This window comes from Rhodococcus sp. 11-3 (assembly GCF_023704055.1).
Classification (GTDB): domain Bacteria; phylum Actinomycetota; class Actinomycetes; order Mycobacteriales; family Mycobacteriaceae; genus Rhodococcus; species Rhodococcus aetherivorans.
This window is the reverse complement of record NZ_CP080406.1, coordinates 3,605,332-3,617,902: the sequence shown is the minus strand read 5'-3', so window position 1 is coordinate 3,617,902 and position 12,571 is coordinate 3,605,332. Positions and strand designations below refer to the sequence as shown.

The following is a 12,571-nucleotide window of genomic DNA, read 5'->3' as shown; positions in this document are numbered from 1 at the left end:
GACATCCCGAGTACATTCTTCCGGAAAGGAACCCATCACGTGACCACCTCGACCCTCGCCCGTTCGGCCACCTCCGACGCCCCCGCCGGTGTCTTCGGCCGATCCCGGTGCCTGTCCGACCGCCCACACGAGCAGGTCGTCTTCTGTCAGGACGCCGCGACCGGCTTGCGCGCGATCGTCGCGATCCACTCCACCGCGCTCGGGCCCGCGCTCGGCGGCACCCGCTTCTACCCGTACGCCGACGAGGCCCGGGCGCTCGAGGACGTGCTGCGGCTGTCGTGGGGCATGACCTACAAGGCCGCGGTCGCGGGCGTGAACCTCGGCGGCGGCAAGGCCGTCATCCTCGGTGACCCCGCCACGGACAAGAGCGAGGCGCTGCTCGCCGCGTACGGACGGTTCGTCGAGTCCCTCGGTGGCCGCTACATCACCGCCGCCGACGTCGGTACCCACGCCGGCGACCTGGACGTGATCGGCCGCCAGACCTCGCACGCGGTGGGACGCACTCCCGCGGCCGGCGGATCCGGGGACAGCTCGCCGCTCACCGCGCTCGGCGTGTTCCAGGCGATGCGCGCCGGAGCCGAGCATGTCTGGGGAACAACGACTCTCGCCGGCCGCACCGTGGGTGTCGAGGGGCTCGGGAAGGTGGGCTACGAACTGGTGGGGCTGCTCACCGCGGACGGCGCCGACGTGGTGGTCTCGGATGTGAACCCGGTGGCTCTCGCCCGGGTGGCCGCCGAGTTCCCGGCGGCACGGGTCGCCGACGGCGTCGTCGCGGCGCCGCTGGATGTGTACGCACCGTGTGCCCTGGGGGGAACGCTGACCCCGTCGACCGCCGGGGTGCTCGGTGCGCGTCTGGTGTGCGGTGCGGCGAACAACCAGCTGGCCCGCCCGGAGGTCGAGGACATCCTGCGCGACCGCGGCATCACGTGGGTGCCGGACTACGTCGCCAACGCCGGCGGCCTGATCCAGGTCGCGGGGGAGGTCGACGGATCCGACCCGACCGTCGTCCGGTCCCGGGTGGACGCGATCTTCGACCGCACGGCCGAGATCTTCGAGATGTCGCGGACCCTGGACATCGGGCCCGGCGCGGCCGCGAACCGGGTCGCCGAGCGGCGTATCGACGCCGCCTGACGGGCGGTACGGCGAGGGGGAGGCACCGCGGTGCCTCCCCCTTCTCGCGTACCCGGAGACCGATGTCCCTCGACGCCGGTCCCTCAACGCCGGTCCCTCAGTGCCGGTCGCTCACCGGCGCGGAGCGCCCGTGCCCGGAGTCGCGGGTGAGGTGTTCGAGCAGGGGCTGCGTCCGGTACGGCACCGGCGTCGTCAGCGCCAGCGTGGTCGTGGTGTGCGCGACGCCCTCGATCGCATGGATTCGTTCGAGCTGCAGGAGCAGATCCTCCTGCGACTGCGCCGCCATCCGGATCAGCAGGTCCTCCCGACCCGTCGTCGCGTGCACCTCGAGCACCTCGGGGAACCGCTCGAGCTCCGCGATGACGTGACCCATCCGGGCCTGCACCAGTTCTGCGCCGATGAACGCCTGCAGCGGCAGGCCGAGCTTCGGCAGATCCACCACCGGCCGGTATCCCGTCACGGCGCCGGACTCCTCGAGCTTCCGGATCCGCGACTGGACGGTGTTGCGCGCGACGCCGAGCTTCGCTGCCAGATCGACGATGCCGGCCCGCGGGTTGTGGGTGAGCTCGGCGAGAAGAGCCGCGTCGAGCCGATCGAAACTGAGCACGGTGACACCCTTTCTGTTGTGATGCGCATCACATTTGAGCATTGTGAATAGCTGGTGCGGAAGATATTGACACGAATTGTGACAGTGCCATGATTGCTGCACTGAATTGCTCACGCAATCCCGCTCTGCGGCACCACAATGCGTCGCCTGCGAGTGTCACGCCCCCGGTCGCCCACGAGGTCCGGCGGGCCCACAATCCCATCCCGAGGAGCACACCATGCCCGGAGTCGGCATCTGGCGCACCAAATCCGTCGAACAGTCGATCGCGGACACCGACGAACCCTGTTCGCGGCTGCGAAGAGAGCTGACCGCCAAAGACCTGACCGTGTTCGGCGTCGCCGTGGTGATCGGCGCCGGCATCTTCACCCTCACCGCACGCACCGCGGGCAACGTCGCCGGCCCGTCGATCTCGCTGGCATTCGTGCTCGCCGCGATCACGTGTGGTCTCGCTGCCCTGTGTTACGCCGAATTCGCGTCGACCGTCCCCGTCGCCGGCAGCGCCTACACCTTCTCGTACGCCACCTTCGGTGAGTTCGTCGCCTGGATCATCGGCTGGGACCTGATCCTCGAGTTCGCGCTCGCCTCCGCCGTCGTCGCCAAGGGCTGGTCGCTGTACCTCGGTGGCATGCTCGGCGGCAGCGGGCACACCACGATGCATCTCGGGCCGCTTGCGGTCGACTGGGGGGCGCTGCTCATCGTCGGCGCGATCACGGTCGTGCTCGTCGTCGGCACCAAGGTGTCCTCGCGGGTGTCGGCCGTCGTCACCGCCATCAAGGTTGCGGTCGTCCTGCTGGTCATCGTGGTCGGCGTCTTCTACATCGACAAGAGCAACTACTCGCCCTACATCCCGCCGGCCGAGGGGGCGCAGAGCACCGCGAGCGGCGTGCACCAGTCGCTGTTCTCGGCGCTCACCGGAGCCGACGGCAGCAGCTACGGATGGTACGGCCTGCTCGCCGCCGCGAGCCTGGTGTTCTTCGCATTCATCGGATTCGACGTGGTCGCCACCACCGCGGAGGAGACGAAGAACCCGCAGAAGGCGCTGCCGCGCGGCATCTTCGCCTCGCTCGCCATCGTCACGGTCCTCTACGTGGGCGTCACGCTGGTGCTGACCGGCATGGTGAAGTACACCGACCTGCGGACGGGCAGCGCGCTCGTCGGCGACGGCAGCGCCACGCTGGCCACCGCGTTCGAGGCGCACGGCATCACGTGGGCGCAGATGGCGATCAACGTCGGCGGCCTCGCCGGCCTCACCACGGTCGTGATGGTGATGATGCTCGGCCAGACCCGCGTGCTGTTCGCGATGTCCCGGGACGGGCTGATGCCGCGGCAGCTGGCCACGACGGGCCGTAAGGGCACCCCGGTACGCATCACCCTGCTGGTCGGCGGCATCGTCGCCGTCCTCGCCGCGGTGTTCCCGATGGGTGTGCTCGAGGAGATGGTCAACATCGGCACGCTGTTCGCCTTCGTGCTGGTGTGCATCGGCGTGATGGTGCTCCGCCGGACCCGCCCCGACCTGCCGCGCGGGTTCCGGGTGCCGCTCGTGCCGCTGGTGCCGATCCTCGCGGTCCTCGCGTGCGGCTGGCTGATGCTCAACCTGTCCGTCGAGACGTGGATGCGGTTCGTGGCCTGGATGGCCCTGGGCGTGGTGATCTACTTCGTCTACGGTCGGCGCAAGTCGGTGCTCGGGCAGCGGCTGCGGGCCGAGGCGGCCGAGCGGGCGGAGACGCCGCAGGTCGTCCGCGAGCCCGAGCCGGTCTAGCGCGGCGATCGGCACCGGCGGGCGCACCGGGATCGCCGGTCCGGGCCGGTTCCCGTCACGCGCTGTCGTCTCGGACGCCGCCGGAGGAGGCGCGTGCCGCGGTCGGGCACTGGGCGAGGATCGCGGCGCCCATCCAGCGTCGGAGATAGCGCCGCAGCTCGTCGTCGCTCCGCGGGGGGTTGCCGGGGGAGACGAAGAACGACTGCATCGTGCGCAGCACGTATTCGACGAGTTCGTGGAGTGCCGCGTCGTCGTACCCGTAGCGCTCCCAGTCGACGTCGAAACGCTTGATCATCGTCATCCCGAACTCGCGTGCCTCTTCGGAGGTGAGGCCGTCGGGATGGACGTTCGAGTACATGCCCGTGAGCAGGATGCCCAGATGCGGCGTCCGGCGTACCTCGGCCAGGGTGTAGACCACGCCTTCGGTCATCGCGTCGACGGGATCCTCGATGCCGCGGATGTGCCGGGTCAGTCGAGCGAGGAATCCGTCGACCGATGCGATCGCCGCGGCCCGCATCAGTGCATCCGCGCTGGGGAAGTAGCGGTACACCGTCTGGCGGATGACGCCCAGCGACTCCGCGACATCGGCGATGCTGATGACGGAACCCGTACGCCCGATCAGATCGACTGCAGCGGAGACGATCCGGCGGGACGCTTCGTCGTCGTTCTCCGGTGGGCTGCCGCCCCACCCGCGTCTCCGTGCCACTGCTCCGCTTCCTCGGATCGCACCGCATCCGGAACGGCGGGCCCTCCGCATGGTGGGGCCTGTCGGCCGTCCGCTCGAACGACCGACGGTAGCACGGGGTGGCCCGCCGCCCGCGGGGCCGTCCACGGTTTCGATAACACGTTCTCATCATACGTGTTGGTCGATCTATGTATGATCACGGCACCGCGGCGCGGGGCCTCTGCGGGGCCCCGGCCCAGCCCATTTCCGGACGACGAGGGGTAGCGCGTGACCGATCTGCAGATCCGAAAGATGAACTTCGCGTTCGAGGACTACGACGTGCCCTTCCTGTGGAACGACGCGAATCCGGCCTTCTCGAGCATGGCCAACGCGGTCTCGTTCCTGGCGATCGGCTTCGAGAAGATGATCGTGAAGATGATTCTCCAGACCAAGCCGCTGATCACCGACCCCGAGGTCGCCGCGGAGGCGGACGCGTTCATGCGTCAGGAGGGGCAGCACTCGACCGCGCACCGCCAACACGTCAGGGCCCTGATCAAGCAGTACCCGGGGCTCCGGGAGACTCTCGACGACGTCATCGGAGAGTTCGACCGGCTCACCGCGGAGACCTCGCTGAACTACCGGCTCGCCTACACCGCGGATCTCGAAGCGACCTTCACTCCGGTGTTCAAGCTGATGCTCGACAACGAGGCGGCCCTGTTCCGGCCCGGAGACGACCGGGTGGCGTCGCTGTTCATCTGGCACTTCGTCGAGGAGGTCGAACATCGGAGTTCGGCGCTCGTCGTCTTCGACTCCGTCGTCGGCTCCGACATCTACCGGATGCGCGTGGCCCCGTCGGTCTTCCGTCATGTGCTGAAGGTCATCCGGCTGGCCTGCGAGGGCTTCAACGAGCATGTTCCCTTGGCGGACCGGAGGATCGACGCTCTGTCGATGTTCGCGTCCTACCGGCGCAAGCAGCGCCTGCGCACGTGGTTGCCGCTGCTGCACGCGGAGGACCACGGCCCCCTGCCGCGCGCGTTCGACGATCTCCCGCTCGGTGAGCAACTCGTCGCCCTGGCGGGAGTCGTCCGGAGCCAGTTGCCGAAGCACAACCCGGCCCACGAGAAGCTGCCGGCACTCGCGGACGTGTGGTTCCGGCGCTACGAGGACGGCTACGACGTCACGCGCTGGTACACCGCCGACGCGGTCGCATCGTAGGGGGGCCGGAGCGATGACCGACCTGTGTTCACCCACCTTCGCCGAACTCGCCACGTCCCTGGGCTTCTCGTGCGAGGAGGCCGGTGGCCTCGTCGAGGTCCGCAACCCGTCGGCCCTGGAGAACTGGACCCTTCCGGTTCTCGAGGTCACCGTCGTGTTCGGTGCCGTGCTCGCGCTCGTGCTCGCCGTCGTGCGCCTGCGTCGCCACGGCGATCCCACCAACCTGGTGCTCTGGTTCGGCGCCACCGCCTACCTGTTCCTCATCGAGCCACCGCTGTACTTCCCCGCCGCATTCGGCATCGAGGAGCACGTGGACACGATGTTCGCCCACAACGTGTTCACGGTGGAGTTCCTGTGGGGCCGGCTCCCGCTGTACATCGTCGCGATCTACCCGCTGATGGCCACGCTGGCCTTCGAGATCGTCAGAATGCTGGGCGTTTTCCGGCGCTACGGGGTTCTCGTCGGTGCGGTCTGCGTGGGCTTCGTTCACCACGCGTTCTACGAGATCTTCGACCACCTCGGACCGCAGTTGCGATGGTGGCACTGGTCGGTGACGAATCCGGTCAACCAGCCCATGTTCGATGCGGTCCCGCTCCCGAGTGTGGTGGTGTTCGCCGCGCTCTGGCCGATGTCACTCGCGTTGTGCGTGCAGTTCTTCGTCGGTCGCCACGTCGACCGCGGCCGGCACTTCTCCGGTCTCGAGCTGGTGTGGCGCACGGTCGTGATCGGCCTGCTGGCGTCGCTGGGCACGTTCGTCCTCCCGCTCCCGGCGACGGTCCTGGGCATGGGAAGCACGACGGTCCGGGGAGTGCTGTACGCGGTGGAACTGGTCGTCGTCACACTCGTCGCGAGCGTGGTGCTCGTGCGCCGATGGGTGCGGCTGCGGCGGGGCGAGCCGGACGTTCCTCCCTACACGAACCGCTTCGTCCAGGCCTACAGCGTGGTGTACCTGTGCGTCATGGCGTTCCTCTGGGCGACCGCATTGCCCGACTTCCTCCGTGCCGTCGACGGCGTGACGAGCACCGGAGATCCGGTGGGAAACCTGTGGTACACGCTGGCGTGTTTCGTCGTCGCACTGCTGTGCGTCGCCGCCACGTTCACCGCACACCGCCGAGGGGGTGAACCGGGCGACAGATCGCCCGCGCACGAGCGGGACGCGGCGCACGCCGGATAGCAGATTCGGCGCACGCCGAGCGCGGCCGGCGGCGGGGAGGTCGCGCTCTCCGGCCGACGAGGCCGTAGACACGAGTCCACCCGCCTTGCGGAATCGCAAGGCGGGTGGACTCGTGACGAACTACGTGCGGAACCGGCTCAGCAGTCGTAGTACAGCTGGAACTCGTAGGGGTGCGGCCGCAGGTTGACCGGAGCGATCTCCTGCTCCCGCTTGATCGAGATCCAGGTCTCGATCAGGTCGCTGGTGAACACGCCGCCCTCGGTCAGGTACTCGTGGTCGCGCTCGAGGTTGTCGATGACCGATTCGAGGCTGGTGGGAGCCTGCGGGATGTTCTTGGCCTCCTCCGGCGGGAGCTCGTAGAGGTCCTTGTCGACCGGGGCCATCGGCTCGATCTTGTTCTTGATGCCGTCGAGACCCGCGAGCATCTGCGCGGCGAACGAGAGGTACGGGTTGCCCGAGGAGTCCGGGGCGCGGAACTCGAGGCGCTTGGCCTTCGGGTTGTTGCCGGTGATCGGGATGCGCACGGCGGCGGAGCGGTTGCGCTGGCTGTAGACCAGGTTGATCGGAGCCTCGTAGCCCGGCACCAGACGGTGGTACGAGTTGATCGTCGGGTTGGTGAACGCGAGCAGCGACGGCGCGTGGTGCAGGATGCCGCCGATGTACCAGCGCGCCAGGTCGGACAGGCCCGCGTAGCCGGACTCGTCGTGGAAGAGCGGCTTGCCTTCCTTCCACAGCGACTGGTGCACGTGCATGCCCGAACCGTTGTCACCGAACAGCGGCTTCGGCATGAAGGTCACGGACTTGCCGTGCTTCCAGGCGGTGTTCTTGACGATGTACTTGAACAGCTGCAGATCGTCGGCCGCACCGAGCAGCGTGTTGAACTTGTAGTTGATCTCGGCCTGACCGGCGGTGCCGACCTCGTGGTGGCCGCGCTCGAGTTCGAAGCCGGCGTTCTGCAGGTTGGTGGAGATCTCGTCGCGCAGGTCCACGTAGTGGTCGTACGGTGCGACGGGGAAGTAGCCGCCCTTCGGGCGGACCTTGTAGCCGAGGTTGGGGCTGCCGTCGGCGTTGAGCTCGACGCCGGTGTTCCACGAACCGGAGACCGAGTCGATCTCGTAGAACGCGCCGTTCATCTGCGAGTCGTAGCGGATCGAGTCGAAGATGTAGAACTCGGCCTCGGCACCGAAGAACGCGGTGTCGGCGATGCCGGTGCTGACGAGGTACTCCTCGGCCTTGCGGGCGACATTGCGCGGGTCCCGGCTGTAGGACTCGCGAGTGAACGGGTCGTGGACGAAGAAGTTGATGTTCAGCGTCTTGGCGGCCCGGAAGGGATCGATGCGCGCGGTGGTGACGTCGGGCAGCAGCATCATGTCCGACTCGTGGATGGACTGGAAGCCGCGAACGGACGAGCCGTCGAACGCCAAGCCGTCCTCGAACACGTCCTTGGTGAACGCGCTCGCGGGAATCGAGAAGTGCTGCTGAACGCCGGGGAGGTCGCTGAATCGGATATCGACGTACTCGACGTTTTCGTCCTCGATGTACTTGATGACCTCTTCGGCCGAGGTGAACGCCACGCTTGTGCTCCTTCAGTCAATGCGCGCCATGGGGATGGGGCGTCTGCGTCGGATACAGACCGTATTGAGCTGGTGTTGCCCGACCATCAATCCCATGTTTCACCGATGTTACAGCTCGTCTTCCGGTGTCGTGAGGACTACTTTTGTGGTAGAAGTCACCGGCGTGCACGTGGGGTCGGGCCGGTCCGCTCGTTGCACCCTATCCTGGACAGCATGGCACGTATGACCGGCAGCTGGCTCTCCGGACCCGCTGCGGCGATCCCCAAGGGGCAGGAAAAGGCCCAGGACTACCGCGGGCAGTTGCTCGGCCTGCCCCAGGAGGGGCCGGGCGCGCTCGCGGGCACCGGCCGGCGGGCGAGCGCTCTGGCGATCGACTGGTTCACCTCCGTCGGTATCGCCACCGCGATCGTCGGCGAACGTCCCTTCGAGAACCCTCAGCTGTCCACCTACACCCTGCTGGTGTGGTTCGTGGTGGGGGTGCTCACGGTGACGTTGTTCTCGTTCACCCCGGGGCAGTATCTGGTCGGCCTCCAGGTCGCCCGGGTCGACGCGCCCGCACGAGTGGGGCCGGTTCGCGCCCTGGCGCGGCAGCTGCTGCTCGTGTTCATCGCGCCGGCGATCGTCACCGACGTCGACGGCCGCGGCCTGCAGGACCGGGCGACCGGCACGGCCCTCGTACGGTCCCGCTGACGCACCCTCCCCCGAAACGCGGAACGGGAGCCTGCACCGGGTCGATCCGGGTGCAGGCTCCCGTCGTCGGAGCGGGGCTCAGCGGCGGCGCATGGTGCGCTGGACGCTCCGCATCTTCGCGCCGGCCGGCATCGGACCCTTCGGGAGCGCGGCGCCGGTCTTCTTGGTGCTCAGGGCGGCCAGCCGGCCCTCGATCGCGTCCATCCGCTTGGTGTCGATGTTGCGCGGCAGCTTGGACAGGTGCTTCTGCAGCTGCGACAGCGGGACCTGGCCCTCGTCGTTGCCGACCACGACGTCGTAGATCGGGGTGTCGCCGACGAGGCGCGCCACCCGCTTCTTCTCCTGTGCGAGAAGCGCTTTCACGCGCTGCGGCGATCCCTCGGCCACCAGGATCACGCCCGGGCGGCCGATGACGCGGTGCACGGCGTCGAGCTGCGCGGTGCCGGCCACCGCGTGCGTGACGCGCCAGGAGCCCTGCAGGTTGTCCAGCGCCCACGCCGCCGCGCCGGCCTGGCCCTCGGCCTTGCCGTAGACCGTTTTCTGCACCCGGCGACCGAAGATGACGAACGCGAGCAGCACCCCCACGAGCAGGCCGACCGGCAGGAGGAACCACTCGATACCGAAGATCAGCCCGATCAGGAAGAACACCAGGGTGGAGACGACGATCGCGCCGATCATCCACGGCAGCAGCAGCTTGTCTTCCTTGCGCTGCAGCTGGAACGCCTGCCAGAGCTGGGTTCGCCGCTCCTTCGACGCCTGCTTGCGCGCGGCCTTCGCCGCGGCCTTCGCTTCCTTGTCGGGTTTGCTGCCTTTCGCCATGCACCCAGGATACTTTCCCCGCGGTGACCCCTTCACCACCGCGGGTCCGGTACGGCTACGGCGTGAGGCGAGCGAGCACGGAGCTGGCTTCCTGGGCCGCTGTGCCCCCCTCGGCCAGGTGCGCCTGGGCGGCGGGCAATTCGCGACCGTGGTGTGCCATGGCCTGCGCGTACAGGCGGCCCGCGCGGTACGAGGACCGGACCAGCGGCCCGGCCATCACGCCCGCGAAGCCGATCTCCTCGGCGGTCTCCGAGTGCGCGACGAACTCCTCGGGCTTGACCCACCGCTCGACGGGATGGTGCCGCGGCGACGGACGCAGGTACTGGGTGATGGTGACGATGTCGCAGCCGGCGGCGTGCAGGTCGTGCAGCGCCTCGGTGACCTCCTCCGGTGTCTCACCCATGCCGAGGATCAGGTTGGACTTGGTCACCAGGCCGAACTCGCGGGCCGCGGTGATCACGTCCAGCGACCGCTGGTAGCGGAACGCCGGGCGGATGCGCTTGAAGATCCGGGGGACGGTCTCGACGTTGTGCGCGAGGACCTCGGGACGCGACTCGAAGACCTCGGTGAGCAGTTCGGGCTTGCCGTTGAAGTCGGGGATGAGGTTCTCGACGCCGGTGCCCGGGTTGAGCTCGTGGATCTGCCGCACGGTCTCGGCGTACAGCCACGCGCCGCCGTCGGGCAGATCGTCGCGGGCGACACCGGTGATCGTCGAGTACCGCAGACCCATCGCCTGCACCGACTCGGCGACGCGGCGCGGCTCGTCGCGGTCGAGCTCGGCGGGCTTACCGGTGTCGATCTGGCAGAAATCGCATCGACGGGTGCACTGCTCGCCGCCGATGAGGAACGTCGCCTCCCGGTCCTCCCAGCATTCGTAGATGTTGGGACAACCGGCTTCCTCGCAGACCGTGTGCAGGCCCTCGCGCCGCACCAGTCCCTTCAGCTCGGTGTACTCCGGGCCCATCTTCGCCCGGGTCTTGATCCAGTTCGGCTTGCGTTCGATCGGCGTCTGCGCGTTTCGGGTCTCGATCCGCAGCAGTTTGCGTCCTTCTGGGGCCACAGTCACGGGCTCGATCCTACGCCCGCCGGTACCGGCCGGACCCACCCTGGGGGCGCGGCCGTGGCGGGCGGCGATCAGCCGTACCGCACCGTGGTGAACTCCGGCCGCGGGGTCTGCGGCGGCTCGGCACCGACGGCCTGTTCGAACGTCACCCGCTCGATGTCGTGGTCCGTCACCGGCAGGCGGCCGTCGAGAGCGTCGATCACCGCCGCCGTCACCGCCGGCATCACCTCGGCGACGGTGACGTCCCGTCCGAGCTCACCCGTGAGCGAGGTGACACCCGCGTCGCGGATGCCGCACGGGACGATCGAGTCGAACGCGTCGAGGGTGGCGTCGCAGTTGAGGGAGAACCCGTGCATCGTCACCCCGCGCTGCACCCGCACCCCGATGGCGGCGATCTTGCGCTCGGGCAGCCAGTGCCCGTCGCGCAGCTCGGCCGGCAGCCACACGCCCGAGCGACCGTCCACGCGGCCGCACGTGAGCCCGAGGTCGGTGCAGACCTCGATCAGGGCCTGCTCGAGACGCCGCACGTAGCCGACGACGTCGATGGGTTCGCCGAGCCGGATGATCGGGTAGCCCACCAGCTGGCCGGGACCGTGCCAGGTGATCTTGCCCCCGCGGTCGACGTCGATCACCGGGGTGCCGTCGGTGGGGCGATCCTCGGGGGCGGTGCGCTTACCGGCGGTGTACACGGGCGGATGCTCGAGCAACAGCAGGGTGTCGACGCCGCGGCCCTCGGCCCGGTCGGCGGCGATCTCCCGTTGCCGCTCCCACGCCTCGAGGTAACCGATCAGCCCCAGGTGCGCCACCGCGACGGGTTCGGAATCGAAACGGGCGGAGGAGGATGCGCTGCTCATAGTCCACGACCCTACGCCGTCGGCGAGCCCTCGCGAAGAGGTGACTTCAGGACGCGAGCGCGTTTCCCAGGGCGGCACCGATCGTCGGGTACCGGAACTCGAAGCCCGTCGACTCGAGCACCGCCGGCAGGGCACGCTGCCCGGTGAGCACCAGTGCGCGCGCCATTTCCCCGGCGACCGCGGCGACCACGAAACCGGGGGTCGTCCACGGCGCGGGCCGGTGCACCGAGTGCGCCAGCGCCTCGGTGAACCGGGCATTCGTCACGGGGGCCGGCCCGGTGACATCGACCGGTCCGGCGATGTCGCCGCGACCGAGGACGAAGCCCACCGCCGCCACCGCATCCTCGAGCGCCACCCACGACATGTACTGCCGGCCGTCGCCGAGCCGGGAACCGAGCCCGAGCCGGAACAGCGGCTCGAGCCGGCGCAGGATGCCCCCGTGCGGCGCGAGCACGATCCCGGTGCGGAGAACGATCGTGCGGACCCCGGCCTCACGCGCCGGCGCCGTCGCGGCCTCCCAGTCGCGGCACAGGTCGGCCACGAACCCCTGCCCGGCAGGGCTGCGTTCGTCCACCACCGTCTCGCCGGTGTCCCCGTAGAAGCCGACGGCGCCCGCGTTGACCAGCGTCGGCACCCCGGCGGCCGCGACGGCGGCGGCGAGGACGTCGGTGGGGACGATCCGGCTGTCGCGCAGTTCCTGCTTCACCGCGCCCGACCAGCGCCGCGCACCCACGCTCGACCCGCACAGGTTCACCACGGCGTCGACGCGGTCGAGCGCCGCGGGATCGACCCGCCCCGTCCGCGGGTCCCAGGACCACTCGTCCGGCGCCCCCGGCGGACGCCGCACCAGGCGGCGCACCTCGTGGCCGTGCGCCCGCAGCCACGCGACCGAGGCAGTTCCGATCAGCCCCGACGAGCCGGCCACGAGGATGCGCATGCCGGAGATTCTCCCGCATCTGCGGGGATCGGAACGCGGAAGCGGGGGCCTCGTCGGTGTGACGATGCCCCCGCTGCGGGTCCG

General features: G+C 69.1%; 12 protein-coding genes. 5 read left to right on the top strand and 7 right to left on the bottom strand.

Annotation, left to right across the window (positions count from 1 at the left end; genetic code table 11):
• Positions 1 to 39 precede the first annotated feature (39 nt).
• Entirely contained in the window at positions 40 to 1,131 is a 1,092-nt protein-coding gene (locus KZJ41_RS16885) for a Glu/Leu/Phe/Val dehydrogenase (protein ID WP_029544260.1), read from the top strand.
• Between the two features lie 97 nt (positions 1,132 to 1,228).
• Here KZJ41_RS16885 and KZJ41_RS16880 read toward each other — a convergent pair whose 3' ends face one another.
• Positions 1,229 to 1,738, bottom strand: coding sequence for an Lrp/AsnC family transcriptional regulator (locus KZJ41_RS16880; protein ID WP_006947744.1), 510 nt, complete (start codon positions 1,736 to 1,738; stop codon positions 1,229 to 1,231).
• Positions 1,739 to 1,955: 217 nt separating this feature from the next.
• Between KZJ41_RS16880 and KZJ41_RS16875 the strand changes: the two genes are divergently transcribed.
• Positions 1,956 to 3,497, top strand: coding sequence for an amino acid permease (locus tag KZJ41_RS16875; protein WP_006947747.1), 1,542 nt, complete (start codon positions 1,956 to 1,958; stop codon positions 3,495 to 3,497).
• Between the two features lie 55 nt (positions 3,498 to 3,552).
• Here the strand turns inward: KZJ41_RS16875 and KZJ41_RS16870 are convergent, their stop codons facing one another.
• Positions 3,553 to 4,203: a TetR/AcrR family transcriptional regulator gene (locus KZJ41_RS16870; RefSeq protein ID WP_251549323.1), complete on the bottom strand. Its 651-nt coding sequence runs from the start codon at positions 4,201 to 4,203 to the stop codon at positions 3,553 to 3,555.
• A 246-nt stretch (positions 4,204 to 4,449) separates the two neighbouring features.
• Between KZJ41_RS16870 and KZJ41_RS16865 the strand changes: the two genes are divergently transcribed.
• Both KZJ41_RS16865 and KZJ41_RS16860 read left to right on the top strand, forming a co-directional pair.
• Positions 4,450 to 5,376: a metal-dependent hydrolase gene (locus KZJ41_RS16865; protein ID WP_006947759.1), complete on the top strand. Its 927-nt coding sequence runs from the start codon at positions 4,450 to 4,452 to the stop codon at positions 5,374 to 5,376.
• A 13-nt stretch (positions 5,377 to 5,389) separates the two neighbouring features.
• Positions 5,390 to 6,550, top strand: a complete 1,161-nt coding sequence (locus KZJ41_RS16860) for a hypothetical protein (RefSeq protein ID WP_029544255.1) — start codon at positions 5,390 to 5,392, stop codon at positions 6,548 to 6,550.
• Between the two features lie 137 nt (positions 6,551 to 6,687).
• On the opposite strand, the gene glnA is transcribed toward KZJ41_RS16860, so the two are convergent.
• Entirely contained in the window at positions 6,688 to 8,124 is a 1,437-nt protein-coding gene (glnA, locus tag KZJ41_RS16855) for a type I glutamate--ammonia ligase (protein WP_006947761.1), read from the bottom strand.
• 213 nt (positions 8,125 to 8,337) lie between these two features.
• Between glnA and KZJ41_RS16850 the strand changes: the two genes are divergently transcribed.
• Positions 8,338 to 8,814 (top strand): RDD family protein, encoded by a 477-nt coding sequence (locus tag KZJ41_RS16850; RefSeq protein WP_029544252.1) that lies wholly within the window; start codon positions 8,338 to 8,340, stop codon positions 8,812 to 8,814.
• Between the two features lie 78 nt (positions 8,815 to 8,892).
• Here KZJ41_RS16850 and KZJ41_RS16845 read toward each other — a convergent pair whose 3' ends face one another.
• The 4 genes from KZJ41_RS16845 to KZJ41_RS16830 form a co-directional block, all read right to left on the bottom strand.
• Positions 8,893 to 9,633 (bottom strand): DUF4191 domain-containing protein, encoded by a 741-nt coding sequence (locus KZJ41_RS16845; RefSeq protein ID WP_029544250.1) that lies wholly within the window; start codon positions 9,631 to 9,633, stop codon positions 8,893 to 8,895.
• Between the two features lie 55 nt (positions 9,634 to 9,688).
• A complete protein-coding gene (gene lipA / locus KZJ41_RS16840; RefSeq protein WP_006947766.1) occupies positions 9,689 to 10,699 on the bottom strand; it encodes a lipoyl synthase in 1,011 nt (336 codons plus the stop codon).
• Between the two features lie 68 nt (positions 10,700 to 10,767).
• Positions 10,768 to 11,550, bottom strand: coding sequence for a lipoyl(octanoyl) transferase LipB (lipB, locus tag KZJ41_RS16835; RefSeq protein ID WP_006947767.1), 783 nt, complete (start codon positions 11,548 to 11,550; stop codon positions 10,768 to 10,770).
• 46 nt (positions 11,551 to 11,596) lie between these two features.
• The gene (locus KZJ41_RS16830) at positions 11,597 to 12,487 is read right to left on the bottom strand and encodes a TIGR01777 family oxidoreductase (RefSeq protein ID WP_161995714.1); all 891 of its coding nucleotides are present in this window, start codon (positions 12,485 to 12,487) and stop codon (positions 11,597 to 11,599) included.
• Positions 12,488 to 12,571: the final 84 nt, after the last annotated feature.

Excerpts from the sequence above, each read along its gene's own strand:
- KZJ41_RS16875 (WP_006947747.1), top strand. The coding sequence starts at position 1,956 with ATGCCCGGAGTCGGCATCTGGCGCACCAAATCCGTCGAACAGTCGATC.
- KZJ41_RS16860 (WP_029544255.1), top strand. The coding sequence starts at position 5,390 with ATGACCGACCTGTGTTCACCCACCTTCGCCGAACTCGCCACGTCCCTG.
- KZJ41_RS16850 (WP_029544252.1), top strand. The coding sequence starts at position 8,338 with ATGGCACGTATGACCGGCAGCTGGCTCTCCGGACCCGCTGCGGCGATC.
- KZJ41_RS16845 (WP_029544250.1), bottom strand. The coding sequence starts at position 9,633 with ATGGCGAAAGGCAGCAAACCCGACAAGGAAGCGAAGGCCGCGGCGAAG.
- lipB (WP_006947767.1), bottom strand. The coding sequence starts at position 11,550 with ATGAGCAGCGCATCCTCCTCCGCCCGTTTCGATTCCGAACCCGTCGCG.
- KZJ41_RS16830 (WP_161995714.1), bottom strand. The coding sequence starts at position 12,487 with ATGCGCATCCTCGTGGCCGGCTCGTCGGGGCTGATCGGAACTGCCTCG.